General features: G+C 73.4%; 24 protein-coding genes and 1 pseudogene. 14 read left to right on the top strand and 11 right to left on the bottom strand.

What is annotated here, in order from left to right; genetic code table 11:
- Positions 1-516: pseudogene (locus ABZ318_RS18615) on the bottom strand (hypothetical protein); the annotation flags it as partial.
- Positions 517-598: 82 nt separating this feature from the next.
- Here ABZ318_RS18615 and ABZ318_RS18620 point away from each other — a divergent pair.
- Positions 599-1,591, top strand: a complete 993-nt coding sequence (locus ABZ318_RS18620; RefSeq protein WP_356903544.1) for a DUF5937 family protein — start codon at positions 599-601, stop codon at positions 1,589-1,591.
- Positions 1,592-1,594: 3 nt separating this feature from the next.
- Here ABZ318_RS18620 and ABZ318_RS18625 read toward each other — a convergent pair whose 3' ends face one another.
- The 5 genes from ABZ318_RS18625 to ABZ318_RS18645 all read right to left on the bottom strand — a co-directional run bounded on the left by ABZ318_RS18625 (position 1,595) and on the right by ABZ318_RS18645 (position 4,461).
- A complete protein-coding gene (locus ABZ318_RS18625; RefSeq protein WP_356903545.1) occupies positions 1,595-2,269 on the bottom strand; it encodes a TetR/AcrR family transcriptional regulator in 675 nt (224 codons plus the stop codon).
- On the bottom strand, positions 2,266-2,949 hold the full coding sequence (locus tag ABZ318_RS18630; protein WP_356903546.1) for a DUF4166 domain-containing protein: 684 nt from the start codon (positions 2,947-2,949) through the stop codon (positions 2,266-2,268). Before ABZ318_RS18630 ends, ABZ318_RS18625 begins: the two co-directional genes overlap by 4 nt.
- Positions 2,946-3,665, bottom strand: a complete 720-nt coding sequence (locus ABZ318_RS18635; RefSeq protein WP_356903548.1) for a hypothetical protein — start codon at positions 3,663-3,665, stop codon at positions 2,946-2,948. Before ABZ318_RS18635 ends, ABZ318_RS18630 begins: the two co-directional genes overlap by 4 nt.
- Before the next feature lie 155 nt (positions 3,666-3,820).
- Positions 3,821-4,114 carry an MTH1187 family thiamine-binding protein gene (locus ABZ318_RS18640; RefSeq protein ID WP_356903549.1) on the bottom strand — a complete coding sequence of 98 codons (294 nt, stop codon included), beginning with the start codon at positions 4,112-4,114 and terminating at the stop codon, positions 3,821-3,823.
- Positions 4,111-4,461 carry a DUF3817 domain-containing protein gene (locus ABZ318_RS18645; protein WP_356903550.1) on the bottom strand — a complete coding sequence of 117 codons (351 nt, stop codon included), beginning with the start codon at positions 4,459-4,461 and terminating at the stop codon, positions 4,111-4,113. The genes ABZ318_RS18640 and ABZ318_RS18645 overlap by 4 nt, the downstream gene beginning before the upstream one ends.
- Positions 4,462-4,575: 114 nt before the next feature.
- Here ABZ318_RS18645 and ABZ318_RS18650 point away from each other — a divergent pair, with 114 nt between their 5' ends.
- The 4 genes from ABZ318_RS18650 (at position 4,576) to ABZ318_RS18665 (ending at position 7,342) form a co-directional block, all read left to right on the top strand.
- Positions 4,576-5,214, top strand: coding sequence for an AIM24 family protein (locus ABZ318_RS18650; protein WP_041662875.1), 639 nt, complete (start codon positions 4,576-4,578; stop codon positions 5,212-5,214).
- Between the two features lie 88 nt (positions 5,215-5,302).
- Positions 5,303-5,953: an AIM24 family protein gene (locus tag ABZ318_RS18655; RefSeq protein WP_356903551.1), complete on the top strand. Its 651-nt coding sequence runs from the start codon at positions 5,303-5,305 to the stop codon at positions 5,951-5,953.
- The gene (locus tag ABZ318_RS18660) at positions 5,950-6,735 is read left to right on the top strand and encodes an AIM24 family protein (protein WP_356903552.1); all 786 of its coding nucleotides are present in this window, start codon (positions 5,950-5,952) and stop codon (positions 6,733-6,735) included. The genes ABZ318_RS18655 and ABZ318_RS18660 overlap by 4 nt, the downstream gene beginning before the upstream one ends.
- Positions 6,736-6,865: 130 nt before the next feature.
- Positions 6,866-7,342: a MarR family transcriptional regulator gene (locus ABZ318_RS18665; protein ID WP_356903553.1), complete on the top strand. Its 477-nt coding sequence runs from the start codon at positions 6,866-6,868 to the stop codon at positions 7,340-7,342.
- Between the two features lie 74 nt (positions 7,343-7,416).
- Here ABZ318_RS18665 and meaB read toward each other — a convergent pair whose 3' ends face one another.
- Positions 7,417-8,373 (bottom strand): methylmalonyl Co-A mutase-associated GTPase MeaB, encoded by a 957-nt coding sequence (meaB, locus tag ABZ318_RS18670; protein WP_356903554.1) that lies wholly within the window; start codon positions 8,371-8,373, stop codon positions 7,417-7,419.
- Positions 8,374-8,402: 29 nt separating this feature from the next.
- Positions 8,403-9,611 (bottom strand): acetyl-CoA C-acetyltransferase, encoded by a 1,209-nt coding sequence (locus ABZ318_RS18675; protein WP_356903555.1) that lies wholly within the window; start codon positions 9,609-9,611, stop codon positions 8,403-8,405.
- Between the two features lie 137 nt (positions 9,612-9,748).
- Between ABZ318_RS18675 and mce the strand changes: the two genes are divergently transcribed.
- The 7 genes from mce to ABZ318_RS18710 all read left to right on the top strand — a co-directional run bounded on the left by mce (position 9,749) and on the right by ABZ318_RS18710 (position 20,185).
- Positions 9,749-10,201: a methylmalonyl-CoA epimerase gene (gene mce, locus ABZ318_RS18680; RefSeq protein ID WP_189799831.1), complete on the top strand. Its 453-nt coding sequence runs from the start codon at positions 9,749-9,751 to the stop codon at positions 10,199-10,201.
- A 185-nt stretch (positions 10,202-10,386) separates the two neighbouring features.
- Complete coding sequence (gene scy, locus ABZ318_RS18685; protein ID WP_356903556.1) at positions 10,387-15,144, top strand: polarized growth protein Scy; 4,758 nt, start codon at positions 10,387-10,389, stop codon at positions 15,142-15,144.
- Between the two features lie 114 nt (positions 15,145-15,258).
- Complete coding sequence (locus ABZ318_RS18690) at positions 15,259-16,194, top strand: cellulose-binding protein (protein WP_030694501.1); 936 nt, start codon at positions 15,259-15,261, stop codon at positions 16,192-16,194.
- Positions 16,195-16,270: 76 nt separating this feature from the next.
- Positions 16,271-17,239 (top strand): ABC transporter ATP-binding protein, encoded by a 969-nt coding sequence (locus ABZ318_RS18695; RefSeq protein WP_356903557.1) that lies wholly within the window; start codon positions 16,271-16,273, stop codon positions 17,237-17,239.
- 3 nt (positions 17,240-17,242) lie between these two features.
- Positions 17,243-18,022, top strand: a complete 780-nt coding sequence (locus tag ABZ318_RS18700) for an ABC transporter permease (protein ID WP_356903558.1) — start codon at positions 17,243-17,245, stop codon at positions 18,020-18,022.
- 121 nt (positions 18,023-18,143) lie between these two features.
- Complete coding sequence (locus ABZ318_RS18705; RefSeq protein ID WP_356903559.1) at positions 18,144-19,355, top strand: ABC transporter ATP-binding protein; 1,212 nt, start codon at positions 18,144-18,146, stop codon at positions 19,353-19,355.
- On the top strand, positions 19,352-20,185 hold the full coding sequence (locus tag ABZ318_RS18710; protein ID WP_356903560.1) for an ABC transporter permease: 834 nt from the start codon (positions 19,352-19,354) through the stop codon (positions 20,183-20,185). The genes ABZ318_RS18705 and ABZ318_RS18710 overlap by 4 nt, the downstream gene beginning before the upstream one ends.
- 4 nt (positions 20,186-20,189) lie before the next feature.
- Here the strand turns inward: ABZ318_RS18710 and ABZ318_RS18715 are convergent, their stop codons facing one another.
- Entirely contained in the window at positions 20,190-20,516 is a 327-nt protein-coding gene (locus ABZ318_RS18715) for an ATP/GTP-binding protein (RefSeq protein ID WP_356903561.1), read from the bottom strand.
- 198 nt (positions 20,517-20,714) lie between these two features.
- On the opposite strand from ABZ318_RS18715, the gene ABZ318_RS18720 reads away from it, so the two are divergent.
- A complete protein-coding gene (locus ABZ318_RS18720; protein ID WP_093874055.1) occupies positions 20,715-21,749 on the top strand; it encodes an LLM class flavin-dependent oxidoreductase in 1,035 nt (344 codons plus the stop codon).
- Positions 21,750-21,864: 115 nt separating this feature from the next.
- Here the strand turns inward: ABZ318_RS18720 and ABZ318_RS18725 are convergent, their stop codons facing one another.
- On the bottom strand, positions 21,865-22,257 hold the full coding sequence (locus tag ABZ318_RS18725) for an SCO5389 family protein (RefSeq protein WP_015036224.1): 393 nt from the start codon (positions 22,255-22,257) through the stop codon (positions 21,865-21,867).
- 248 nt (positions 22,258-22,505) lie between these two features.
- Between ABZ318_RS18725 and nucS the strand changes: the two genes are divergently transcribed.
- Positions 22,506-23,177, top strand: coding sequence for an endonuclease NucS (nucS, locus tag ABZ318_RS18730; protein ID WP_356903562.1), 672 nt, complete (start codon positions 22,506-22,508; stop codon positions 23,175-23,177).
- 79 nt (positions 23,178-23,256) lie between these two features.
- Here the strand turns inward: nucS and ABZ318_RS18735 are convergent, their stop codons facing one another.
- Positions 23,257-25,854, bottom strand: coding sequence for an ATP-binding protein (locus tag ABZ318_RS18735; protein ID WP_356903564.1), 2,598 nt, complete (start codon positions 25,852-25,854; stop codon positions 23,257-23,259).
- Positions 25,855-25,986 lie beyond the last annotated feature (132 nt).

A 25,986-nucleotide genomic window follows, 5' to 3' on the forward strand; every position in this document is an offset into this window, starting at 1 on the left:
TGCCCGGGCCGGGACGGACGCGGGCCCGGACCCGGCGGCCGGGACCGGGGCGGACGCGGGCTCGGGCTCGGCGGCCCGGACGGGGGCGGACACGGGCTCGGACCCGGCGGCCCGGAGCGGGGCGGACACAGGCTCGGACCCGGCGGCCCGGAACGGGGCGGACACGGGCTCGGGCTCGGCGGCCCGGATCGGGGCGGACACAGGCTCGGACCCGGCGACCCGGGCCGGGACGGACGCGGGCCCGGACCCGGCGGCCCGGGCCGGGGCCGGGACGGACGCGGCAGTGCCGGGTGCGGCGGCCCGCGCGGGCTCGGCCGCAAGGCCGGCGGCCGGGGCCGGGACGGGCGCGGCGCCGAGCCCGGCGGTACCGGCAGGCGCGGCGCCGAGCTCGGTGGTGCCGGGGGCGGTGGCCCCCGTGGGAGGCGGGGGACCGGGCTGTGGGGTGGGCCCTGGGGGGAGGTGGGCGGGGGTGGGCGCGGGCGCCGGGAGTGGCGTCCGGGTGTCGTTCTCGGGCATGGGCGCAGCCTGCCGGGCGTGGGGGCCGCGCCCTAGACTTTCGGCTCCAGGCGAATGTTCGGATCCAGCCTCCGGAGGGCCCGTGCCGTACCACCTGCGTTTCGGCGAGGCCGACCCCTTGCGGATCCGGTTCGCGATCTCGCCGCTCTGGGAGACGCACTCCGCGGTGCGGGTGCTCGCGCGGCCCGCGAAGCAGGGCTACCACCTGCCGTGGATGCGGCGGATCGCGGGCGCCGCGCGGGAGCTCGACCTCGGGCCGCTGCAACTGCTGATGCCGCTGCGCGGACACAGCCCGGACTTCCTGTACCCGCCGCCGCTGGGCCCCGCCGCCGCCTTCGAGGACGAGATCGCGGCCGTACGGGAGACGGATCCGGCGCTGGCCCTGCACGACTTCGAGCGGGCGCTCGCGGAGACGCCGGGCGCGGCGGACACGGCCGAGGGGCGGCGGCTGCTCGCCGATCCCGCCGGGGCGCTGCTGCGGCTCACGGAGCTGCTCCGGGCCGCGTGGGAGGCGCTGATCGCGCCCGAGTGGCCCCGGCTGCGCGCGCTCCTGGAGGCGGACGTGGCGTACCACTCGCGGCGGCTCGCGGAGGGCGGCCTCGAACGGCTCCTGGGCGAGCTGCACCCGGCCTTCGACTGGGCGGCGGAGACGGCCACGCTCCGGGTGGACTACCCCGGGGAGCACGACCGTCCGCTGGACGGGCAGGGGCTGGTGCTGATGCCGTCGGTGTTCACCTGGCCGGACGTGGTGAGCGGTTTCGACCCGCCGTGGCAGCCGACGGTGGTCTATCCGGCGCGCGGCATCGGCGGGCTGTGGTCGGAGCCCCGGGACCGCACCCCGGAGGTGCTCGCCCGACTGCTCGGCCCGGTGCGGGCGGACGTCCTGTGCGCCCTGGCCGAGCCGATGGGCACCACGGCGCTCGCCCATCTCCTGGGCCGGGCGCCCTCGTCCGTCTCGTCGCACCTGGCGGTGCTGCGGGACGCGGGGCTGCTGACCTCGCGGCGCTACGGCCACCAGGTGCTGTACGAGCGGACCCCGCTGGGCATCGCGGTGTCGCAGCCGGAGGCGGGATGAGCCTCAGGGCTCCAGCCGGCGCCGCAGGGCGTACGTGACGGCCTTGCGCGCCACCGGGCCCAGCTCCTCGACCGCGGCCATCAGGGCGCCGAGCTGTTCGAGCGCGGCGAGTGCGGCCTCCGCGCCCGCCGGGTCGACCCCTTCGTAGAGTTCGAGGCCGACGAAGGAGGCGGCGACCGCGCGGGCGAGCCCGGTGGGGTCGGTGAACCCGTCGAACGGGGTCCCGGCGAGGACGCGGACGAGGACCTGCTCGATCTCGGCGATCCACAGGTCGAGTCCGGCGGCGGTGGCGGGGGCGAGCCGGGGGTGGGTCTGGGCGCCGGCGAGCAGCTGTCCCAGGACGGCGACATGACCCGCGTCCCGCTCCTCGGCGTGCATCTCGCGTCCGAAGGCGAGCAGCTCGGAGAGGCTGCCGACGGAGCGGAGCCGCTCCCGGTGGCGGGCCACCCGCTGCTCGGCGCCGTGCCGGCAGGCGGCGGAGAGCAGTTCGTCGACGGAGCCGAAGTGGTAGAAGACCAGGGCCTGGTTGACCCCGGCGGTGGTCGCGATCGCGCGTGCGGAGGCCTTGGCGATGCCCTGCTCGACGAGGGTGCGCAGGGCGCCGTCGAGCAGTTTCTCCCGGGTCTCCCGGCTCCTGGCGTCCTGCGCCTTCGCGCCCGTCGCGGTCCGCCCGCTCACACCCGTACCTCCTCGCGCACCGGGCGCAGCCCCGCGCGCACCCCGGTGGAGCGTACGTCGGCGTAGGCGGCGGTGAAGGACCCGTGGTAGCCGAAGAGGGGGCCGAAGTGGCGGTTGACGACCCGGACGTCGATGCGGAAGCGGCCGGTGCGCTCGTCGAAGGATTCGCGCACCTCGGCCCGGCCGGCCAGGAGCTCCGGGACGCGCACGTCCACGGGGCCCTCGCGGAAGCGGTGTTCGCCGGAGGTGATGAGGAGCGAGCCGTCGGGTTCGGCGGTGGGGTGCAGGTCGCTGGCGAGGTGCTGGTGGGTGCCGAGGTAGTCGAGGACGCAGTCGCGCTCGGGGCTGTGGACCATGGTGGCGTCGAAGCGGCGGGGGCCGCCGGGCAGGGCGAAGGTGCGGACGAAGGTGACGGTCTCCCGTCCGTAGGAGTCGGCGTAGGGCACGTTCTCGATGGTGAAGGGGACGTCGCGGCCGGTACGGGGCAGCAGGATGTTCCGCAGCCCGCCGAGCGCGAGGAAGGGCTTCACGAAGGCCCGGCCGTGCCAGACGCGGTCCATGACCCCCCGTCCGACGCACAGCTCGCCGCTCGCGAGCCCGACCGAGAAGCGCCGCTGGAGCTCGGGGTGGAGCCGCTCGAACGCGGCGTCGCCCATGGCGGTGCGGAAGATCGAGGTCACGGCTCCTCCAGGGTGGCGAGGAGCCGGGGCTCCCGGTGGCGGGCGGGCGGGGTGCGCAGACAGCGGCGGGCGGCGGGGGTGCGCGGGGAGGGCGGTACGAGGACGGCGGCGAGTCCGAGGACGGTGAGGGGAACGGCGGCGAGCCGAGCGAACCCGAGCGGCGGGGCGGCGGCGAGCGCCGGGGCGCCGACGAGCAGGACGCGGGCGGCGAGTTCGAGGAGCCAGCGGTCGCGGGAGCGTTCGGGGGTGATGCCCCGCTCGCACCAGAGCCGCAGCCGGTCGAAGGACCAGGCGGTGGCCCAGCCCATGAGGGGCCGGAAGAGGAGCCGGTCGGCGAGCCGGCCGGGGCGGCCCCAGCGGGGCCGGTAGTCGTAGCCGGTGAGGAAGCGGACGCCGTCGGGCGTGGGCACGTAACGCCAGTAGCCGCTGCCCTCGGCGAGGAGCGAGAGCGGGTGCGGGGAGGCGAAGCGGAGGGCGGAGACCCGGTCGCCGCCGGCCCGGTGGCGCTCCCCCGCGGAGACACCGGTGCCGGCGACGGTCAGGAAGGGCAGGACGCGCGTCGCGTAGCGGAAGCGCCGGGGTTCGCCCTCGGCGCGCGGGAGGTACGCGATCTCCGTGAACCGCAGGTCCCAGGGCTGGTGCCGGTCGGGTTCCTGCGTGCGTTCCCAGAGCGTCTCCAGGTCCGCGCGCACCCGCGTCTCGATGTAGAGACCCATGGCCGTCCCCCTGCTCGTCCAGCTTTTTGAGCAACCGCTCAAAACTGCCCCGGAGGGAAGGTAGCTGATTTTGAGCACTCGCTCAACCGGCGGACGCGAAGAAGCCCCCGACCCTGAGACGTCAGGACCGGGGGCTTCCGGAGTACGGGTGGGCGTCAGGCGCCGAGGTGGCGCTCCACCGTCTCGACCTTCGAGGTCAGGCCGTCCATCACGCCCGGACGGATGTCGGCCTTCATCACCACGGAGACGCGCGGGGCACGGGCCTCGACGGCGGCGACGGCGCGCTTGACGACGTCCATGACCTCGTCCCACTCGCCTTCGATCGAGGTGAACATGGCGTCGGTGCGGTTGGGCAGCCCGGACTCCCGGACGACCCGCACGGCGTCGGCGACGTACTCACCGACCTCCTCCCCCACACCCAGCGGGGTGACCGAGAATGCGACGATCATGCGTTGACCACGCCTTCGCGACGGGCACGGGAGGCGATGATCGCCTCCGACTCGTACCGCTTGAGGACCTTGTCGCCGTACAGACCGCCGAAGGGCAGCAGCGCGAGCACGAAGAAGAAGGCCACCCGCTTGAAGGGCCACTTCGTCTTGCTCCAGACATCGAGGAGCAGCACCGCGTAGATCACGAAGAGGATGCCGTGCAGGACGCCGAGCGGCATCATCAGGAAGTCGATGTCCGAGATCCGGCTCAGGAGCGAGCCGAAGATCAGGAGCGCGGGAAACGACAGCGCCTCCGGCACGGAGATGAGGCGCAGCCGGTGCAGGGCGGTGGCGGTCTTGATGTCCACGGGGGTCACCTTCGGGGTTTCGCGGGCGATCTTGTGAATCGGCGCACAAGCGTCGGTCCATTGTGCACGGCGACTTTGCTGTCTCTTTATCCGGGGGCCCAGTACCTTCCAGGGGTGGCAACGTTCCGACTCCAAGGCAGCAAAGTGCTCGCCGTCTCCATGACCGGCGACGCCGTCAAGGCGAAGAACGGCTCGATGGTCGCCTACGACGGCCAGATGGCGTTCAAGAAGATGAGCGGTGGCGGTGAGGGCCTGCGCGGCATGGTGACCCGCCGGCTCACGGGTGAGCAGATGGAGGTGATGGAGGTGCGCGGTCAGGGGACCTGCTGGTTCGCCGACCGGGCCTCCGAGATCAATCTGGTCTCCCTGCACGGCGACAAGCTGTGGGTGGAGGCGAGCAATCTGCTCTGCACCGACGCGGGGCTGCGCACCGGCACCACCTTCACGGGCCTGCGCGGCGGCGCCACCGGGAACGGTCTCTTCACCACGACCGTCGAGGGCACCGGCCAGGCCGCGATCATGTCGGACGGCCCGGCGGTGGTGCTGCGGGTGACCCCGCAGTACCCGCTCCAGGTGGACCCCGGCGCGTACATCGCCCACCAGGGCAACCTCCAGCAGCACTTCCAGTCCGGGGTGACCTTCCGCACCCTGATGGGCGAGGGCGGCGGCGAGGCCTTCCAGATCCGCTTCGAGGGCGACGGCCTCGTGTACGTGCAGCCGAGCGAGCGGAACACGATCGGGGGTGACGTGTGAGCGTCGCACGCGCGGCCACCGGGCCGCAGACGACGACGATGACCGCACCTCTGCGCCGCGCGGGCGGAGAAGCGAACGAGGAGGACTGATGCCGTTCCGCGAGATCAACTCGAAGATGGTCGAGGCGACCGTCGTCCCCGGGCAGCGGATGTTCAGTCAGCGCGGCGCGATGCTCGCGTACCGCGGCGACGTCACTTTCACGCCGAACATGGCGGGCGGCCAGGGCGGCCTGATGTCGATGATCGGCCGCCGGGTGGCCGGCGAGGCGACCCCGCTGATGACCGTCGAGGGCAACGGCACGGTGATGTTCGGGCACGGCGGCCACCACATCCAGGTGATCGCGCTGGCGGGCGACACCCTGTACGTGGAGGCCGACCGGCTGCTCGCCTTCGACGGGACCCTGGAGCAGGGCACGATGTTCATGGGCTCGCAGGGCGGGGTCATGGGCATGGTCCGCGGCCAGGTGACCGGCCAGGGACTGTTCACGACGACCCTGAAGGGGCACGGTTCGGTGGCGGTCATGGCGCACGGCGGCGTCATCGAGCTGCCGATCTCACCGGCCCGCCCGGTCCACGTGGACCCGCAGGCGTACGTGGCGCACCGCGGCGACGTGCGGAACAAGCTCTCCACGGCGCTGGGCTGGCGCGACATGGTGGGGCGCGGCTCCGGCGAGGCGTTCCAGCTGGAGCTGAGCGGCAACGGCGTGGTGTACGTCCAGGCCTCGGAGGAGAAGCTGTGAGCACCCCGGTGATCCACGACCCGACGACCCTTCCGTCGGACGACAACGTCAATCCGTACACCTTCTGCGTGGAGCTCAAGGGGAGCCAGTGGTTCCTGCAGAAGGGGAAGATGATCGCCTACTACGGGCGGATCGAGTTCAACGGCATCGGGCTGGGCCGGCTCGACCGGCTGGTGCGGACGTCCTTCCACTCGCCGCTGCACGCGAGCGACTGGGTGGTGGCCGAGGGCAGCGGGAAGATGCTGCTCGCGGACCGGGCCTTCGACGTGAACTCGTACGACCTGGACGACGGCAACCTGACGATCCGCTCGGGGAACCTGCTGGCCTACCAGCCGACGCTGGCGCTGAAGCAGTCGATCGTGCCGGGGTTCGTGACGCTGATCGGCACGGGCAAGTTCGTGGCCGCGTCGAACGGCCCGGTGGTCTTCATGGAGCCGCCGATGCGGGTGGACCCGCAGGCGCTCGTCGGCTGGGCGGACTGCCCCTCGCCCTGCCACCATTACGACCACGGCTACATGACGGGCGTGATGGGCGGCGTCCGCGCGCTGACGGGCATCGGCGGGAGCTCGGGCGAGGAGCACCAGTTCGAGTTCGTCGGTGCGGGCACGGTGCTGCTCCAGTCGACGGAGCTGCTGATGCCGGAGCTGGCGACCGGCGCGCCGCCGGCGCAGCCGGGCGTTCCGGGCGGGCACGGGGCGCCTGGTTCCGGCCAGGGGCCGCTGGGTTCGGTACCGCGCCTTCCCGGCCAGCTCGGCGACCTCCAGCGTCGCTTCGGCCTGTAGCCGGTAGTCTGCGGAGTGTGACGTCCTCGAACGTCTGCGCCGTGCCGGGTTCGGGGCGCCCGACGCGTGGTGCCCGGCGTCACACTCCCAGACTTCGTCAAGTATTCAACTTCTTAGGTAGAATCCATATATGGACACCGAGACGGCCACCCCCTGGCTCACCGACGGCGAGCAGTGCGCCTGGCGCACCTTCCTGGACGTCCAGAGAATGCTGACGTACCAGCTGGAGCGGGACCTCCAGCCCTTCGGCCTGACGATGAACGACTACGAGATCCTGGTGAACCTCTCTGAGTCGGCGGAGCGGCGGCTGCGCATGAGCGACCTCGCCGCCGCCACCCTCCAGTCGAAGAGCAGGCTCTCCCACCAGATCACCCGCATGGAGAACGCCGGTCTCGTCCGCCGCGAGAACTGCGAGTCCGACCGCCGCGGGCTCTACGCCGTCCTGACCGACGACGGCATGGAGACCATGCGCAAGGTCGCCCCGCACCACGTCGAGTCGGTGCGCAAGCACTTCATCGACCAGCTCAGCGGCGAGGCCCTCGGCGACCTCCACGAGTCCCTGAAGCCGGTCGCCGAGCAGCTCCGCGGCCGCCGCGGCAAGCCGTGACCTGACAGAGTACGGAAGGGCCCCTCCGGTCACCCGGAGGGGCCCTTCCGTACGTACCGGAGCGTCCCCGGAGCTCAGTTTCCGGTCAGGCTCGCGACCAGCTCGTCGGCGGCCGCGTACGGGTCCAGGCCGCCCGCCACGATCCGCTCCGCCAGGGCGTCCAGGCGCCGGTCGCCGTGCAGGTCGCCGATCCGCTCGCGCAGGGCCGTGACCGCGATGGTCTCCACCTCGCGCGCCGCACGGGCCCGGCGGCGCTCCGCCAGGACCCCGCGCTCCTCCATCCAGGCACGGTGCTTCTCCAGGGCCTCCACGACCTCGTCGACGCCCTCGCCGCGCGCCGCGACCGTCTTCACGATCGGCGGCCGCCAGTCGCCCGCCGCCCGCGCCTCGCCGAGCCCCAGCATGTGGTTGAGCTCGCGGGCGGTGGCGTCCGCGCCGTCCCGGTCGGCCTTGTTCACCACGTACACGTCGCCGATCTCCAGGATGCCCGCCTTGGCGGCCTGGATCCCGTCGCCCATGCCCGGCGCGAGCAGGACCACCGAGGTGTCGGCCTGGGAGGCGATCTCCACCTCCGACTGGCCGACGCCGACGGTCTCCACGAGGATCACCTCGCAGCCGGCCGCGTCCAGGACGCGGATGGCCTGCGGGGCGGACCAGGCGAGCCCGCCCAGGTGGCCGCGGGTCGCCATGGAGCGGATGTAGACGCCCGGGTCGGAGGCGTGCTCCGACATCCGGACCCGGTCACCGAGGAGCGCTCCCCCGCTGAAGGGCGAGGACGGGTCGACGGCGAGCACGCCGACCCGCTTCCCGGCCCGGCGGTACGCGGAGACCAGCGCGGACGTCGACGTGGACTTGCCCACGCCCGGCGAGCCGGTCAGGCCCACCACGTACGCGCCGCCGGTGAGCGGCGCGAGCGCCGCCATCACCTCGCGCAGCTGCGGGGACGCCCCCTCCACCAGGGAGATCAGCCGGGCCACGGCCCGCGGTCGGCCCTCCCGTGCCTGGGCGACGAGTTCGGGGACGTCCACCATCTGCGCTGCTCCTCGGTCGGATGCCGCTCTTACTTGCCGTTGCCGGGGACGCGGACGATCAGCGCGTCGCCCTGGCCGCCGCCGCCGCAGAGGGCCGCCGCGCCGATGCCGCCGCCGCGCCGCTTGAGCTCCAGGGCGAGGTGCAGCACGACACGGGCGCCGGACATGCCGATGGGGTGGCCGAGGGCGATCGCGCCACCGTTGACGTTCACCTTCTCGGGGGTAACGCCGAGGTCCTTCATTGACTGGACGGCGACCGCGGCGAAGGCCTCGTTGATCTCGATCAGGTCGAGGTCCTCGACGGTCAGGCCCTCCTTCTTCAGGGCGTGCAGGATCGCGTTGGACGGCTGCGACTGGAGCGAGTTGTCCGGGCCGGCCACGTTGCCGTGGGCGCCGATCTCGGCGATCCACTCCAGGCCCAGCTCCTCGGCCTTGGCCTTGCTCATCACGACGACCGCGGCGGCGCCGTCGGAGATCTGCGAGGAGGTGCCGGCGGTGATGGTGCCGTCCTTGGCGAAGGCCGGACGGAGCTTGCCGAGGGACTCGGCGGTGGTCTCCGCGCGGATGCCCTCGTCCTGGGAGAAGACGACCGGCTCGCCCTTGCGCTGCGGGATCTCGACCGGGGTGATCTCGGCCTCGAAGATGCCGTTCTTCTGGGCGGCGGCGGCGCGCTGGTGCGAGAGGGCGGCGATCTCGTCCTGCTCGGGGCGCTGGATGCCCAGGCGGGTGTTGTGCTTCTCCGTGGACTCGCCCATGGCGATGCCCTCGAAGGAGTCGGTGAGACCGTCGTACGCCATGGCGTCGAGCATCTCGATGGCGCCGTACTTGAAGCCCTCGCGGGACTTCGGCAGCAGGTGCGGGGCGTTCGTCATGGACTCCTGGCCGCCGGCGACGACGACGTCGAACTCACCGGCGCGGATCAGCTGGTCGGCGAGCGCGATGGCGTCGAGACCCGACAGGCACACCTTGTTGATGGTGAGCGCGGGGACGTTCATCGGGATGCCGGCCTTGACGGCGGCCTGACGGGCGGGGATCTGGCCGGCGCCCGCCTGGAGCACCTGGCCCATGATCACGTACTGCACCTGGTCGCCGCCGATGCCGGCCCGGTCGAGGGCCGCCTTGATGGCGAAGCCGCCGAGGTCGGCGCCCGAGAAGGACTTGAGCGAGCCGAGCAGGCGACCCATGGGCGTGCGGGCGCCCGCGACGATCACTGAGGTGGTACCGGTCGTTCCAGACATGAGGCACGGCCCCTTGGGATGAGGAGTGAACGAGGGTTTACCGCCAATGTACTGAGGGGCGTCGCGTCAGGTCACCGGGCAGCCGGTGTGACGGCGCGCACGTTGCGTAACCACCTCCTCGGCGGTGCACTGGAGCCATGCTGACGCGTATCGACCACATCGGGATCGCCTGCTTCGACCTGGACAAGACCGTCGAGTTCTACCGTGCCACGTACGGGTTCGAGGTCTTCCACTCCGAAGTCAACGAGGAGCAGGGCGTCCGCGAGGCCATGCTCAAGATCAACTCCACCGACGACGGCGGGGCCTCCTACCTCCAGCTCCTGGAGCCCACCCGGGAGGACTCCGCGGTGGGCAAGTGGCTCGCCAAGAACGGCGAGGGCGTGCACCACATCGCCTTCGGCACGGCCGACGTCGACGGGGACGCCGAGGCCATCCGGGGCAAGGGCGTCCGGGTCCTCTACGACGAGCCGCGGATCGGCTCCATGGGCTCCCGGATCACCTTCCTCCACCCCAAGGACTGCCACGGCGTGCTCACGGAACTGGTCACCTCGGCGAAGCCGTCCGCTGACCACTCCTCAGCGGAGCACTGACCACCGGATTCCTGGCCCGGTAGAGTGGGCGGCTCCGGGCCGGGGCCGGTCGGGGCCGCTCCGTGCGACACCGAAGTCGGGATGTCGGGGTCGTCCGATCTGCCACGATTCCCCGGGGGTCCGTCCTCGGCCGTGAGGGCGTGCTCGTAGGAGTGTTGCGACCAGGGGACGGATGGGACCGCGCAGTGCGGGGCTACGAACGCCAGGAGAGCCACCGAGCTGAAGACGACCATCTCGCCAGGTTCGAAGCCGAGATGGACCGGCTGAAGACCGAACGCGAGAAGGCCGTCCAGCATGCCGAGGACCTGGGCTACCAGGTCGAGGTCTTGCGCGCCAAGCTCCACGAGGCGCGCCGCACCATCGCGTCCCGGCCCGCGTACGACAGCGCCGACATCGGCTACCAGGCCGAGCAGCTGCTGCGGAACGCGCAGGCGCAGGCCGAGCAGCTCCGTCAGGACGCCGAGCGCGAGCTGCGCGAGGCCCGCGCCCAGACCCAGCGCATCCTCCAGGAGCACGCCGAGCACCAGGCCCGGCTCCAGGCCGAGCTGCACAACGAGGCCGTCCAGCGCCGCCAGCAGCTCGACCAGGAGCTCAACGAGCGCCGCCAGACCGTCGAGGCGCACGTCAACGAGAACGTCGCCTGGGCCGAACAGCTGCGCGCCCGCACGGAGTCCCAGGCCCGCCGCCTCCTCGACGAGTCCCGCGCGGAGGCCGAGCAGTCGCTCGCCGCCGCCCGAGCCGAGGCCACCCGGCTCGCCGAGGAGACCAGCCGCCGCGTCGGCGCCGAGGCGGAGTCCGCCCGAGCCGAGGCCGAAGCGATTCTGCTGCGTGCCCGCAAGGACGCCGAGCGGCTCCTGAGCGCCGCCTCCAGCCAGGCGCAGGAGGCCACCAGCCACGCCGAGCAGCTCCGCTCGACCACCGCCGTCGAGACCGACCAGGCCCGCCGGCAGGCCACCGAGCTCTCCCGCGCCGCCGAACAGCGCATGCAGGAGGCCGAGGAGAAGCTGCGGCTCGCCCGCATCGAGGCCGAGAAGGCCCTCACCGAAGCCAAGGAGGCCGCCGCCCGGCAGCTCGCCTCCGCCGAGTCGGTCAACGAGCAGCGCACCCGCACCGCCAAGACGGAGATCGCCCGGCTCGTCGGCGAGGCCACCAAGGAGGCCGAGGCGCTCAAGGCGGAGGCCGAGGAGAAGCTCCGCGAGGCCACCGCCGAGGCGGAGAAGCTCCTCACGGAGGCCTCCGAGAAGGCCCTCGCGGCCGCCGCCGAGGACTCCGCCGCCGCGCTCGCCAAGGCCGCCCGCAGCGCCGAGGAGATCCTCACCAAGGCGTCCGAAGACGCCCGGGAGACCACCCGCAAGGCCGCCGAGGAGGCCGAGCGGGTCCGCCGCGAGGCCGAGACCGAGGCGGACCGGCTGCGCGCCGAGGCCGGGGAGCAGGCCGACGAACTGCTCGGCTCGGCGAAGGACGACACCAAGGAGTACCGCGCCAAGACGGTCGAGCTCCAGGAGGAGGCCCGCCGGCTGCGCGGCGAGGCCGAGCAGCTGCGCGCCGAGGCCATCGACGAGGGCGAGCGGATCCGCGGCGAGGCCCGCCGCGAGGCCCTCCAGCAGATCGAGGAGGCGGCCAGGACCGCCGAGGAGCTCCTCACCAAGGCCCGTACGGACGCCGACGAGCTGCGCACCAAGGCCGGTGCCGAGAGCGAGCGGGTCAAGTCGGAGGCGATGGAGCGCGCCCAGACGCTCCGCGCCCAGGCCGAGGAGACCCTGGAGCGCACCCGCGCCGAGGCCGAGCGGCTGCGCGCCGAGGCCGAGGAGCAGGCCGAGTCGGTCAAGGGCGCGGCCGAGGAGGCCGCCGCCGGGCTGCGCGCGGACGCCGAGCGGGCCGCCGAGGCGCGCCGCGCGGAGGCCGCCGAGGAGCTGGCCCGGCTGCACGCCGACGCCGAGGCGAAGGTCGCGGCCGCCGGCGAGGAGCTCACCGACGCGCGGGCCGAGGGCGAGCGGATCCGGCGCGAGGCCGCCGAGGAGACGGAGCGGCTGCGGACCGAGGCCGCCGAGCGGATCCGGTCCCTCCGGGAGCAGGCCGAGCAGGAGGCCGAGCGGCTGCGCGCCGAGGCCGCGTCGGACGCGTCCACCACCCGTACCGAGGCCGAGTCCGCCGCCGTACGGCTGCGCAGGGAGGCTTCCGAGGAGGCCGAGCGGCTGCGCTCGGAGGCCCAGGAGACCGCCGACCGGGTGCGGGCCGAGGCCGCCGCCGCCGCCGAGCGGGTGGCCGCCGAGGCCGCCGAGGCCCTGGCCGCCGCGCGGGACGAGGCCAACCGGCGTCGCCGGGAGGCCGAGGAGACCCTCGAGTCGGCCCGCTCCGAGGCCGGCCGGGAGCGCGAGCACGCCCGCGAGCAGTCCGAGGAGCTCCTGGCCGCCGCCCGCAAGCGGGTCGAGGAGGCGCAGGCCGAGGCGCAGCGCCTGGTCGAGGAGGCGGACGCGCGGGCGACCGAGATGGTCACCGCCGCCTCGCGAGCCGCCCAGGAGGTGCGGGACTCGGTGGCCGGTCTGCGCGAGCAGGCCGAGGAGGAGATCGCCGGGCTGCGCAGCGCCGCCGAGCACGCGGCGGAGCGGACGCGCACCGAGGCGCAGGAGGAGGCGGACCGAGTCCGCGCCGACGCGTACGAGGAGCGGGAGCGGGCGTCCGAGGACGCCGTCCGCACGCGGGCGCGTGCCCAGGAGGAGTCGGAGGCCGCGAAGGCGCTGGCGGAGCGAACGGTCACGGACGCGCTCGCCGAGGCGGAGAAGCTGCGGGCGGACACCGCCGAGTACGCGCAGCGGGTGCGGACCGAGGCGACGGACTCGCTCGCCTCTGCCGAGCAGGACGCGGCCCGTACGCGCGCGGACGCCCGGGACGACGCGAACCGGATCCGTTCGGAGGCCGCCGAGCGCGCCGAGACGACGGTCGGCGAGGCGCGCGCGGAGGCGGAGCGGATCGCCGCCGAGGCCGCCGAGCTGCGCGCCGAGGCCGAGCAGCTCAAGATCGACGGCGAAGCGCACGCCGAGGCGCTGCGCGACGCGGCGATCGCCGAGGGCGAGCAGGTCCTGGACGAGGCCCGCAAGGCCGCGGACAAGCGCCGTTCGGACGCCGCCGCGCAGGCCGACACCCTCGTCGGCGAAGCCACCGCCGAGGCCGAGCGGATCGCGGCCGAGGCCGCCGAGCTGCGGGAGACGACCGAGCGCGACGCCCAACGGCTGCGCACGGAGGCCGAGCAGGTCAAGGCCGACGGCGAAGCGCAGGCGGAGGCGCTGCGGGCGGAGGCACGCGCCGAGGGCGAGCAGATCCTGGACGAGGCCCGCAAGGCCGCCGACAAGCGCCGTTCCGACGCCGCCGAACAGGCCGACACCCTCATCGGCGAAGCCACCGCCGAAGCCGAGCGGCTCACCGCCGAGGCGGTCGAGCTCATGGAGACGACCGAGCAGGACGCCGCCCGCATCCGCGCCGAGGCCGAGCAGGTCAAGGCCGACGGCGTGGCACAGGCGGAGGCGCTGCGGGCGGAGGCCCGCGCCGAGGCGGAGCAGGTCCTCGACGAGGCCCGCAAGGCCGCCGACAAGCGCCGTTCCGACGCCGCCGAACAGGCCGACACCCTCATCGGCGAAGCCACCGCCGAAGCCGAGCGGCTCACCGCCGAGGCGGTCGAGCTCATGGAGACGACCGAGCAGGACGCCGCCCGCATCCGCGCCGAGGCCGAGCAGGTCAAGGCCGACGGCGAGGCGCACGCGCAGGCCCTGCGCAACGCCGCGCTGGCCGACGCCGAGCAGATCCTGGACGAGGCCCGCAAGGCCGCCGACAAGCGCCGTTCGGACGCCGCCGCGCAGGCCGACACCCTCGTCGGCGAGGCGACGGCCGAGGCCGAGCGGATCGTGAACGAGGCGGCCGAGCTGGCCGATTCGGTCGGCGCGGACGCCCGCGCCGAGGCGGGCCGGACCGTCGCCGCGGCCTCGGAGGAGGCCGAGCGGCTGCGCGCCGAGGGCGCCGAGGCGATCGCGGAGGCCCTGCGGGACGCCGAGCGGATCCGTACCGAGTCCGAGCGGGTCAAGGCCGAGGCCGCGGCCGCGGGCGAGCAGATGCGCGCGGAGGCCCGCGAGGAGGCGGACCGGACCCTCGACGAGGCCCGGGAGGCCGGCGCCCGGAAGCGTTCGGACGCGGCCGAGCAGGCCGATCAGCTCATCGCCAAGGCCCAGGAGGAGGCGCTGCGCGCCACCACGGAGGCCGAGTCGCAGGCGGACACGATGGTCGGCGCGGCCCGCAAGGAGGCCGAGCGGATCGTCGCCGAGGCGACCGTCGAGGGCAACGCGCTGGTGGAGAAGGCCCGTACGGACGCGGACGAGCTCCTGGTCGGGGCGCGCAGCGACGCGACGGCCATAAGGGAGCGGGCCGAGGAGCTGCGGGGCCGGATCGAGGGCGAGATCGAGGAGCTGCACGAGCGGGCGCGGCGCGAGTCGGCCGAGCAGATGAAGACGGCCGGCGAGCGCGTCGACAAGCTGGTGAAGGCCGCGACCGAGCAGCGCGCCGAGGCGGAGGAGAAGGCGAAGGAGCTGGTCTCCGAGGCGAGTTCGGAGGCGAGCAAGGTCCGGATCGCCGCGGTCCGCAAGGCGGACGCGCTCCTCAAGGAGGCCGCGCAGAAGAAGGCCTCGATCATCGCCGAGGCCGAGGCCGTGAAGGCGGAGGCCGAGCGGATCCGCGCGGAGGCCGAGGCCGAGGCGGAGAAGACGGTCCAGGAGGGGCAGCGCGAGCTGGAGGTGCTGACGCGTCGTCGCAAGGACATCAATGCCGAGATCTCCCGTGTCCAGGACGTGCTGGAGGCGTTGGAGTCTTTCGAGACGCCGTCAGCCGGAAAGGACGGGGTCAAGGCGGGTGCCTCGGCGGGTTCCACCCGGACGGGTGGCAAGTCCCAGGACGGCTAGCCACTCAAAAGGCTGGACATTCTCCAGATCAAACGGGCATACGCTCGATGACACGCCGCTTCGGCCCCTAGGATTCCCTCTAACACCTCACCGGTCTCATTCGACAGGAACCCCATGAGCGACACTTCCTCCCCCTTCGGCTTCGAGCTCGTGCGGCGCGGTTACGACCGCGGTCAGGTGGACGACCGCATTACCAAGCTCGTGGCCGACCGCGACAGTGCCCTGTCCCGCATCACCTCGCTGGAGAAGCGCATCGAGGAGCTCCACCTCGAGACGCAGAACGCCCAGGCGCAGGTCACCGACGCCGAGCCGTCGTACGCGGGGCTCGGCGCCCGGGTCGAGAAGATCCTCCGGCTGGCCGAGGAGGAGGCGAAGGACCTGCGTGAGGAGGCCCGCCGCGCCGCCGAGCAGCACCGCGAGCTGGCCGAGTCGGCCGCCCAGCAGGTGCGCAACGACGCGGAGTCGTTCGCGGCCGAGCGCAAGGCGAAGGCCGAGGACGAGGGCGTCCGGATCGTCGAGAAGGCGCAGGGCGAGGCCAACACGCTGCGTGCCGAGGCCCAGAAGGACGCGCAGTCGAAGCGCGAGGAGGCGGACGCCCTCTTCGAGGAGACCCGCGCCAAGGCCGCCCAGGCCGCCGCGGACTTCGAGACGAACCTGGCGAAGCGCCGTGAGCAGTCGGAGCGGGACCTGGCCTCGCGTCAGGCGAAGGCCGAGAAGCGCCTCGCGGAGATCGAGCACCGCGCCGAGCAGCTCCGCCTGGAGGCCGAGAAGCTGCGGACGGACGCGGAGCGCCGGGCCCGTCAGACGGTGGAGACCGCACAGCGCCAGGCCGAGGACATCGTGGCCGACGCGAACGCCAAGGCCGACCGGATCCGTTCGGAATCGGAGCGCGAGCTCGCGGCGCTGACGAACCGCCGCGACTCGATCAACGCGCAGCTGACCAACGTCCGCGAGATGCTGGCGACGCTGACCGGTGCCGCGGTGGCGGCGGCCGGCTCCCCGATCGACGACGAGCGCACGGCCGGCGTCCCGGCCCAGCAGTCGCGCTGACCGTCGTCCCAGAGGCGCAGAAAACCCTCCGTCATTCCGGTGGCGGGGGGTTTTGCGCGCCCGTAGGTTGGGACGCATGATCGAGCTTGAGGGCCTGACCAAGCGCTACGGGGCGAAGACGGCGGTCGACCACCTGTCCTTCCAGGTCCGTCCTGGCATGGTCACCGGCTTCCTCGGGCCGAACGGGGCGGGCAAGTCGACGACGATGCGGATGATGCTCGACCTGGACAACCCGACGAGCGGGACGGTCCGGATCGACGGCAAGCACTACCGGGACCTGGCCGAGCCGCTGAAGTACATCGGGGCGCTGCTCGACGCCAAGGCGATGCACGGCGGCCGTTCCGCCTACAACAACCTGCTGTGTCTGGCGCAGTCCAACCGCATCCCGGCGAGCCGGGTGGGCGAGGTGCTGGACCTGGTGGGTCTGACGGCGGTCGCGAAGAAGAAGTCGAAGGGTTTCTCCCTCGGCATGGGGCAGCGGCTCGGGATCGCGTCGGCTCTCCTCGGTGATCCCGAGATCCTGATGTTCGACGAGCCCGTCAATGGTCTGGACCCCGAGGGAATTCACTGGATCCGCAATCTGATGAAGGCGTTGGCGGCCGAGGGCCGGACGATCTTCGTTTCCAGCCATCTGATGAGTGAAATGGCGCTGACGGCGGATCACCTGATCGTGATCGGTCAGGGAAAACTGCTGGCCGACACCTCGATGGCGGATTTCATCCAGCAGAATTCCCGGAGTTATGTGCGGATGCGCTCTCCGCAGCAGGAACGCCTGCGGGACGTGCTCCACGCGAACGGATTCGTCGTGGCCGAGGCCGGCGGCGGGGCCCTGGAGGTGGACGGGGCGACGACGGAGAAGCTGGGCGAACTGGCCGCGGAGAACGGTCTGGTGCTGCACGAGCTGAGCGCGCAGCGGGCCTCCCTCGAAGAGGCGTTCATGCAGATGACGGCCGCCGCGGTGGAGTACCACGCGCAGGGCACCGATGTTCACAGCGGCGCCGCGGCGCCCGGCCCCCACTGGGGCACGACCTCCGAGGGAGCCTGAACGATGGCAGTGGCATCCGCGGTACTGCAGTCCGAGTGGACCAAGATCCGGACGGTGTCGTCGACCGTCTGGACGCTGGCGAGCGCCCTCTTCGTCACGGTGGCGATGGGCGCGGCGCTGTGCGCCCTGACGAACGCCACCTTCGACGACATGAGGGAGGTCGAGAAGGCCACCTTCGACCCGACCCTGGTCAGCTTCTCCGGGATGATCCTGGGGCAGCTGGCGATGGTGGTCTTCGGCGTCCTGGTGGTGGGGACCGAGTACTCCTCCGGCATGATCCGCACCTCGCTGGCCGCCGTGCCGCAGCGCGCGACCTTCCTCTTCTCGAAGATCGCGGTCGCGGGCGGGCTCGCGCTCCTGGTGGGGCTCGCGACGAGCTTCCTCTCCTTCTTCCTGGGGCAGGCGCTGCTCGGCGAGCACCGGGTCTCCATCGGGGACGACGGCGTGCTGCGGGCAGTGGTCGGCGGCGGGCTCTACATGGGCCTGATGGCGATCTTCTCCATGGGCGTGGCGGCGATGCTGCGCTCGTCGATGCTGTCGCTCGGCATCCTCGTGCCGTTCTTCTTCCTGGTCTCCAACATCCTTTCGCAGGTGCCGAAGGCCAAGGAGGTGGCCCAGTACTTCCCCGACCAGGCCGGCTCGAAGGTCATGCGGATCGTCCCGGACGCGATGAACTCGGAGGAGGCCCCGTACGGCCCGTGGGGCGGGCTCGGGATCATGGTGCTCTGGGTGGTGGCGGCGCTCGTCGGCGGCTATCTGGTGATGAAGAAGCGGGACGCCTGATTCCCCGGGCTTGGCCGGAACCGTCAACGGCTGGATAAGCTCCTAGCTCATACGGGGGGCTCCGGCCGTCGGCCGCCACGCCCCGACATGGATGCGACCGACCTGTCGATGGGGCTGGAGAATGATCGAGGCAGTCGGCCTGACGAAGCGCTACGGCGCCAAGACGGCCGTGTACAACCTTTCCTTCCAGGTGAGGCCCGGTGTCGTCACCGGGTTCCTGGGGCCCAACGGGTCGGGCAAGTCGACGACCATGCGCATGATCCTGGGGCTCGACCGGCCCACCGCGGGTCACGTCACGATCGGCGGCCACCCCTTCCGGCAGCTGCCGAACGCGCCCCGGCAGGTCGGCGCGCTCCTCGACGCCAAGGCCGTGCACGGCGGCCGCAGCGCGCGCAGCCATCTGCTGTCGCTCGCGCAGCTGGCCGGCATCCCGGCGCAGCGCGTCGACGAGGTCCTCGGCGTGGTCGGCCTCCAGGACGTCGCCAAGCGGCGCTCGAAGGGCTTCTCGCTCGGCATGGGCCAGCGGCTCGGCATCGCGGCGGCGCTCCTGGGCGACCCGCAGGTGCTGCTCTTCGACGAGCCCGTCAACGGCCTGGACCCCGAGGGCATCCTCTGGGTGCGGAACCTGATGAAGAAGCTGGCCTCCGAGGGTCGCACGGTCTTCGTCTCCAGCCACCTCATGAGCGAGATGGCGCTGACGGCCGACCACCTGATCGTGATCGGCCGGGGGCAGCTGCTCGCGGACATGCCCGTCAAGGACTTCATCTCGGCGAACTCCGCCGACTTCGCCCGGGTGCGGACGCCGGGGACCGAGCCGGCGCAGCGGGAGAAGCTGACGTCGGTGCTCATGGAGGCCGGCGGCCAGGTGCTGTCGGAGCCGGACGGGGCGCTGCGCGTGACGGGCCTGCCCCTGCCGCGGATCAGCGACCTCGCGCACGACGCGGACGTACGGCTCTGGGAGCTGTCCCCGCACCAGGCGTCCCTGGAGGAGGCGTACATGCGGCTGACGCAGGGCGCCGTGGACTACCGCTCCACCGACGACCGCCTCGCCCACCTCCAGCCGCCGGTGCAGCCCGGACAGCCGGGGTACGGGATGCCGCCGCAGCCGCCGGTCCAGGAGGTGCCGCAGCAGGGCTGGTACGCCCCGCCGCCGCCCGGACAGAACCCGTACGGCGCGGCTCCGCAGGGCCCCCACGCCCCCGCGCAGGGCCCGTACGCCGGGGCCCCGCAGGCCCCCGCGCCCGGTCCGTACGCCCCTCCGGCCGCCCCGCAGCCGGCCGTCTCTCAGCCGAACAGCCCGCAGCCGAGCGACACCCCGAAGGACGCCCGATGACCGCCCCCGCCCACCACCACGCCCCGGCTCCGCACGCCTACGTCTCCCCCATCCCGGTCCGCGCCGCGCACCTCGGCGACGCGCTCGCCTCCGAGTGGACGAAGATCCGCTCGGTGCGTTCGACGATGTGGACGCTGGGGGTGATGGTCCTGCTGATGGTCGGCATCGGGATCGGTGTCGCCGCCATCGCCGCGGCCTCCGAGGCCCCGATGGGCGAGGAGTCCGTCCTCGGCTTCGGCTTCTTCGGGATGCTGCCGGCGTCGATCTGCGTGATCACGCTGGGCGTCCTGACGATCGCCTCCGAGTACGGCACGGGCATGATCCGGACGACCCTGACGGCCTGTCCGAGCCGGGCCCGGGTGCTCACGGCGAAGGCGATCGTCTTCTTCCTGCTGGTCTTCACGCTCACCACGCTGGTCGCGACGCTCGTGGCGGTGGCCCAGGTCGGCATGGTGGACGCGGCGGAGCCGACGGCCTCCGAATGGCTGCGGGCGACGGTGGGAGCGGGCGCCTACCTGGCGACGCTCGGGCTGCTCGCGATGGCGGTCGGCACGCTCATCCGGCACTCGGCCGGCGCGATCACGGTGATGATCGGCCTGCTGCTGCTGCCGCTGGTGGTGGGCATGTTCATGTTCTCCGAGGCGCTGCTGTCGGTGCGGGACTTCCTGTTCACCTACGCGATCCCCTCGCAGATGATCGCGCTCTACAGCGAGCGGCCGCCGCTGGGCGACTCGGGCCCGGCGGGCTGGGAGCCGCTGCTGATCATGGCGGCGATCGCGGCGGCGGCACTGGGCGGCGCGTACGCCCTGCTGAACAGCCGGGACGTGTAGGCCCTTAGTACCTCGGCGCGTTGCGGGACCGCTGCACCCTGCTGGTGCGGCGGTCCTTCGCGTTCCAGCAGGCCTTGTGCCAGTGGCGGCGGTCGTCCACCCCGCCCCACTCCGGCCAGGCGACCACGTGCGGGGCGCCGGAGGGGATCTCCTGGTCGCAGCCCGGGCAGCGGTAGCGCTTGCCCGGTGCGCTCGCCCCGGCGACGAGCCGGACGTACCACTCCTCGTCCTGCCAGGTCTCGGTGCGCTGCACACCGCCGTACCGGTCGCCGTGATCGCCCTGCTGTACGGGCTTCTCGCCGCCTCGGGAGCGGTTGTGACGCGGGGACACGGGCACACCTCACGGGGTCTGGGAACACGGACCGTTCCCTCCAGCCTACGGGCCGCCACACGGTGCCCCGGGCCCTTCCGGGGACGGCTTAGCCGAAAATCGCAAGAACTTCATGAACGGCCGTTGCCTTTGGCACGTGTCAGACGTTGGTGCCAGTGCGAGGGGAGATACGCGTCGGCCGCAAGGAGGCAGAAGGCGATGCGCGTGGGTACGTTCGTTCTGGCAGCCCAGTTCCCGGGCCAGGGCCAGGGGGAGGCACTGCACCGGGCGGTGCGGACCGCCGAGGTGGCGGAGGAAGCGGGGCTCGACTCCGTCTGGCTGGCCGAGCACCACTTCGTGCCGTACGGGGTCTGCCCCTCGGCCGTGACACTGGCCGCGCTGCTCCTCGGCCGCACCCGGCGGCTCCGGGTCGGCACGGCGGTGAGCGTGCTGCCGACCGTCCACCCGGTCGCCCTCGGCGAGCAGGCGGCGCTGCTGCACCTCACCTCGGGCGGCCGGTTCACCCTGGGGGTGGGCCGGGGCGGGCCCTGGGTGGACCTGGAGGTCTTCGGCGCGGGACTCGCGGCGTACGAGAAGGGGTTCCCCGAATCGCTCGACCTGCTGCTGCGCTGGCTCACCGAGCCGCGCGTCGGTGCCGAGGGGGAACGATTCGCTTTCCGCGAGGTGCCCGTGGTGCCCCGCCCCGACGAGCTGATCGGCGGCGCGGCCGCCCCCGAGGTGGTGGTGGCCTGCACCTCGCCGAAGAGCGTGCGGCTCGCGGCGGAGCGCGGACTGCCGATGCTGCTCGGCATGCACTGCGGCGACGAGGACAAGGCCGAGATGGTCGCGGCCTGGGCGCGGTGCGCGCGGGAGGCCGGGCGGGACCCGGACGAGATCGCGCGGATCGGCGCCGGCCACGTCTCGGCGGGGGTGGCCCAGCTCGCGGACCGGGGCGCGGACGCGGCGGAGGCGCTGGTCAAGGCGATGCCGGGGTGGCTGAGGCAGGGGCTCGACGCGCATGTGACGGTGGACGGCAGGCACCGGGCGATGCGGGACCCCGTGGCGTACACGGAGCTGCTGTGCGGGCTGCACCCGGTGGGCACGCCCCGGCTGGCGGCGGACCGGCTCGCGGCGACCGCGGAGCGCACGGGCATCACGCGCTTCGCCCTCCTCGCGGAAGGCTCGGGCGACCTCGCGGCGACCGAGGAGAACGTCCGGCGCCTGGGCGCGGAGGTCCTGCCGCTCCTGGTGTGAGAGCCCTCACGGGAGCGGTGCTGACTGTGCTGCCGCTTCCGCGCCTTGCGGCGGCGATGCGCGTCGGCTCGCATCGATCGCGTTCTCCCGCGGTGCGGAGCGGCAGCACCATGTCTCAGCAGTCGCGCAGTTCCGGCGACTGGTTCAGCAGCTGTCCCCGTACGGACGTGAAACGGGCGAGTCGCTCGTCCACCGACGGGTCCAGCGGGAAGACCGCCACGCGGTGGCAGTTCTGGAAGGCGAGACGCACCCCGAAGTGCCGCTGCAGCGCACCGCGAATGGCGTCGCTCGCGAGCGCGCGCAGCAGCTGACCACGTGCCTGCTCATTCGGCGGCGGCGTCTGGTTGTCGGCGAACTCTCCGCCGTCGACCTTCAGCTGTGCCACCAGAGAACTGATCATCTCCCATGCGTAGGGCAGGGAGGTCCGGACGCAGTCGACGAAGTCGGCTTCGTCGACCTCGCCTCGCTCGGCCTGTTCCAACAGGGCCGGTGAGACGTCGAGCGACATGGGTTCTCCTCTCGCGACCCCGCGGACGGGGTCTTGCGGGCAGGGGCGAAGGCCGCCGTGCGCCACGCAGCGTGCACGGACGACGACCTCCAGCTTCCACGGTAAGCGCGCGGTCCGGGCGACACCAGAAGAATGGGCACACAACCGGCTGATAACCGACGGGTGTTCGGCTCACGACGGCCCCCACGCGCCGTCGGGGCGATGCCCGAATCGCGCGGAAGAGCACCCGTCTTGTAGCGTTGCCGACCATGCGTCTCGTCATTGCCCGTTGTTCCGTGGACTACGCGGGCCGGCTCACCGCCCACCTGCCCTCCGCACCCCGTCTGATCCTGGTCAAGGCAGACGGCAGCGTCTCCATCCACGCGGACGACCGGGCGTACAAACCGCTCAACTGGATGTCCCCGCCGTGCACACTGAAGGAAGGCGTCGACGGTGAGGCAGGCATCTGGACCGTGATCAACAAAGCGGGCGAGAAACTGATCATCACGATGGAGGAGATCCTCCACGACTCCTCGCACGAACTGGGCGTCGACCCGGGCCTCATCAAGGACGGCGTCGAGGCGCACCTCCAGGAGCTGCTCGCCGACCGCATCGAGACCCTCGGCGACGGCTACACCCTGATCCGCCGCGAGTACCCGACCGCGATCGGCCCCGTGGACATCCTGTGCCGGGACTCCGACGGCGCGACGGTCGCGGTGGAGATCAAGCGGCGCGGCGAGATCGACGGCGTCGAGCAGCTGACCCGCTACCTGGAGCTGCTCAACCGCGACCCGCACCTCGCCCCGGTGAAGGGCGTCTTCGCGGCCCAGGAGATCAAGCCGCAGGCGCGGGTCCTCGCGACGGACCGCGGGATCGGCTGCGTGGTCCTCGACTACGACGCGCTGCGCGGCATCGAGGACGACAAGCTGCGGCTGTTCTAGCGGCGGCGGGAGTACGGATACGGGGACGGCCCCGGGTGCGGTGAGCGCGCCCGGGGCCGTCGTCGTTGTCGTACGGGGGTCAGGCCGGCGAGTCCGTGGCGGTGGCGGTCTCGGAGGCGGAGGGGGCGCCGAGGGTGGTGGTCTCGCCGGCCGCCGGGGAGCTGGTGGGCGTCGTCGGCTCCTCCGCCGGAGTCGACGACTCCGACGGGCCCGGGCCCGACGAAGAGCTCGACGGCGTCTCCGACGGGGTCTTGATCGGGGGCTGCGTGATCGACGGGCGCGGGCCACCTGTGGTGACCGTCGGGCTCGGCGGCGCCTTGGTCGTCGTGGGGGCACCGGTGCTCGTCGGGCTGTCCGACGGCGAGGGCGAGCCCGACGCGGACGGGTCCCTCGACGCGGACGGCGACGTGCCGTCCGAGCCCGACGGGCTCGGGGAGTCCGAGCGGGTCGCCCGGCCCGTCTCCGTCGGGTCGGCCTCGCCGTCGGCCGGCTGGTCCTCGCCGTCGAGGCCGTCGTCGGTGCCGCTCTCGCTCGCGGTGCTGTCGGAGGTGACGCGGTCGGTGGTGGGGTTCTCGCCGTTGCCCGAGGTGGCGCCGAGGGTGACGACGGTGCCGAGGACGGCGACGAGGAGCGCGCCCGCGCCGACGGCGACGAGGTTGCGGCGGGCGCCGCTGAGGATGCCGCCCCTGAGGCCGGGGCGGCGGTCGCCGCTCCCGGCGGTGTCGGGGCGGGTGACGACGGTCGGGCCGCCGTCGGCGAAGTCGGGGAACGCGGGGATCGGGGCCGACACCGGGGTCCGGACGGGCCCGCCGGGCAGCGGGGCCGTGACGGGTTCCGGGCGCGAGGGGCCGGGGCGGGCGGCGGGGCCGCGCAGGGCGGGGGTGCCGCGCGGCGGGGAGAGGGGTTCGTCGGCGCGCGGGGCGACCGCGGCGGCGTGCTCCCCGGAGAGGTCGGAGACGAGGGCGAGCGCCCGGCGGCCGGCGACGGTGCCGCGCTTGTCGGCGAGCGCCCCGCGCATGCCGATGGAGGCCTCCAGCTCGGCGCGGGCGCGTTCCAGGTTTCCGGCGCAGATCGCGAGGATGCCGAGCTCGTGGTGGAAGTAGGCCTCTTCGGCGACGTCGCCGGTGAGCCGGGCGGCTTCCTGGCCGGCGCGCAGGGCGCGTTCCCAGGCGCCCCAGTGCAGTCCGGCGGCGAAGGCGGGTGCGGCGGCGCGGGCGAGGAGGACGGCGGTGGCGCGGTGTTCGGCGGCGGATTCGCCGGTGCCGGGGATCAGCGCGGTGAGGGCGGCGAGCAGCGCGTCGGCCTCGGCTGCGGCCCGTTCGGGGGTGACGGAGGGGTGGGCGGCCCACCAGGCGTAGTGCTGGGCGAGGGTGTGGGCGCGGTCGGCGGCCTCGTGGGCGTAGCCGTGGGCGAGGAGCTGGGTGAGGACGCCGGCGGCGAGCCGGTAGCGGGGGCCGGCCGGGGAGAGCAGTCCGCAGGCCATGAGTTCGCCGAGGGCGGCGTCGGCGTGGGTGTCGCCGACGAGGGCGGGGAGGTGGGCCTGGTGCGGGACCTCGCCGCCGAGGGCGACGGCGAAGCGCAGGGCGGACTGGGCGGCGCGGCTGAGGCGGGAGGCGAGGAGGGCGGCGGGGGCGGCGCCCTCGCCGAGGCTGGGCAGCGGTATGTCGCGCAGTTCGACGTCGGGGTCGTCGATGCCGTCGAAGGCGGCGGCAGCGGCGGTCGCCGCGGCCGCGGGGTCGGCGGGTCCGAAGGCTTCTTCGAGGGCGCCGAAGGCGTCGAACTCGGCGGGGGTGACGCGCAGCCGGTCGCGCTGCCGGAGGAGGGCGCCGGCCTGGACGAAGCGGAGCGGGAGGCCTTCGGACTCGAACCACAGGTCGCCGGCCCAGTTGGCCTCCTCCTCGGTGAGGGTGCGGCCGGCGGCGCTCTCCAGGAGTTCGAGGGCGGCGGCGCGGCCGAGGCCGGCGAGGAGGACCTCCTCGACGTGGGCGTCGGCGGAGGGGGCGGGCGTGTCGGGGCCCGCGGCGAGGAGGAAGGCGCACTCGGGGGCGGCGGCGAGGAGCTCGTCGAGGGCGGCGCCGCCGAACTCCAGGTCGTCGACGACGACCACGGCGCCGACGTCGCGGAGCCGGTCGAGCAGGGCGGCCCGGTCGGGGCGCCGGCCGGGGGCGTACCGGACGGCCGTGAAGAGCTCGTGGAGGAGCTCGGTGGGCGTGCGGTGGCGGCCGGAGAGGCGGACGACGCCGTCGGGGGCGAGGTCGGCGCAGTCGGCGGCGACGGCGTCGAGGAGGGCGGTGCGGCCGGAGCCGGGGGCGCCGGTGAGGCGGGCGCAGCGGCCCTGGCGGAGGATGCCGGTGAGCCGTTCGCGCTCCTCCTGGCGTTCGAGGAGGGGCAGCTCGGGTGCGGGAGGGCCGGGCGGGAGGGGCGGGGCGACGGCGCGGGCGGCCTCGGCGCGCTCCTCGGGGGTGCGGGGGCGGGGGGCCGCCGGTTCCTGCCCGGGCGGGCAGGGTTCGATCTCGCTGCCGTCGACGGGGTTGACGGTGAGGAGCAGTTCGCCGGAGACGAGCCGGACGACGCGGGCGCGCGCGGGCGTCGGCGCGGGCATGCCACGGCCCTGGCGGGCTTCCTCGCCCTCGGTGTCGTGACCGTACTCCTCCGACCCAGGGTTGATCGGGTCCATGGTCCTAGCCCCCAAGAAGCGGTGTCCGGTGCCCGCCGGTGGGTCCGCCCCATGTGCAGGCGGGTCCGTCAATGTGCGGGCGACCGAACCCTAGACCGTGGTCAGCGGCTCGGGAACAGCCGGGGTGCCCCC

It is taken from the genome of Streptomyces sp. NPDC006197 (assembly GCF_040613865.1).
GTDB lineage: Bacteria > Actinomycetota > Actinomycetes > Streptomycetales > Streptomycetaceae > Streptomyces.

Bases quoted from the DNA above. Each gene is read 5' to 3' on its own strand.
- ABZ318_RS18635 (WP_356903548.1), bottom strand. From the start codon at position 3,665: ATGGGTCTCTACATCGAGACGCGGGTGCGCGCGGACCTGGAGACGCTC.
- ABZ318_RS18640 (WP_356903549.1), bottom strand. From the start codon at position 4,114: ATGATCGTCGCATTCTCGGTCACCCCGCTGGGTGTGGGGGAGGAGGTC.
- ABZ318_RS18655 (WP_356903551.1), top strand. From the start codon at position 5,303: ATGCCGTTCCGCGAGATCAACTCGAAGATGGTCGAGGCGACCGTCGTC.
- ABZ318_RS18665 (WP_356903553.1), top strand. From the start codon at position 6,866: ATGGACACCGAGACGGCCACCCCCTGGCTCACCGACGGCGAGCAGTGC.
- meaB (WP_356903554.1), bottom strand. From the start codon at position 8,373: ATGGTGGACGTCCCCGAACTCGTCGCCCAGGCACGGGAGGGCCGACCG.
- ABZ318_RS18675 (WP_356903555.1), bottom strand. From the start codon at position 9,611: ATGTCTGGAACGACCGGTACCACCTCAGTGATCGTCGCGGGCGCCCGC.
- mce (WP_189799831.1), top strand. From the start codon at position 9,749: ATGCTGACGCGTATCGACCACATCGGGATCGCCTGCTTCGACCTGGAC.
- ABZ318_RS18690 (WP_030694501.1), top strand. From the start codon at position 15,259: ATGAGCGACACTTCCTCCCCCTTCGGCTTCGAGCTCGTGCGGCGCGGT.
- ABZ318_RS18695 (WP_356903557.1), top strand. From the start codon at position 16,271: ATGATCGAGCTTGAGGGCCTGACCAAGCGCTACGGGGCGAAGACGGCG.
- ABZ318_RS18700 (WP_356903558.1), top strand. From the start codon at position 17,243: ATGGCAGTGGCATCCGCGGTACTGCAGTCCGAGTGGACCAAGATCCGG.
- ABZ318_RS18705 (WP_356903559.1), top strand. From the start codon at position 18,144: ATGATCGAGGCAGTCGGCCTGACGAAGCGCTACGGCGCCAAGACGGCC.
- ABZ318_RS18710 (WP_356903560.1), top strand. From the start codon at position 19,352: ATGACCGCCCCCGCCCACCACCACGCCCCGGCTCCGCACGCCTACGTC.
- ABZ318_RS18720 (WP_093874055.1), top strand. From the start codon at position 20,715: ATGCGCGTGGGTACGTTCGTTCTGGCAGCCCAGTTCCCGGGCCAGGGC.
- ABZ318_RS18725 (WP_015036224.1), bottom strand. From the start codon at position 22,257: ATGTCGCTCGACGTCTCACCGGCCCTGTTGGAACAGGCCGAGCGAGGC.
- nucS (WP_356903562.1), top strand. From the start codon at position 22,506: ATGCGTCTCGTCATTGCCCGTTGTTCCGTGGACTACGCGGGCCGGCTC.
- ABZ318_RS18735 (WP_356903564.1), bottom strand. From the start codon at position 25,854: ATGGACCCGATCAACCCTGGGTCGGAGGAGTACGGTCACGACACCGAG.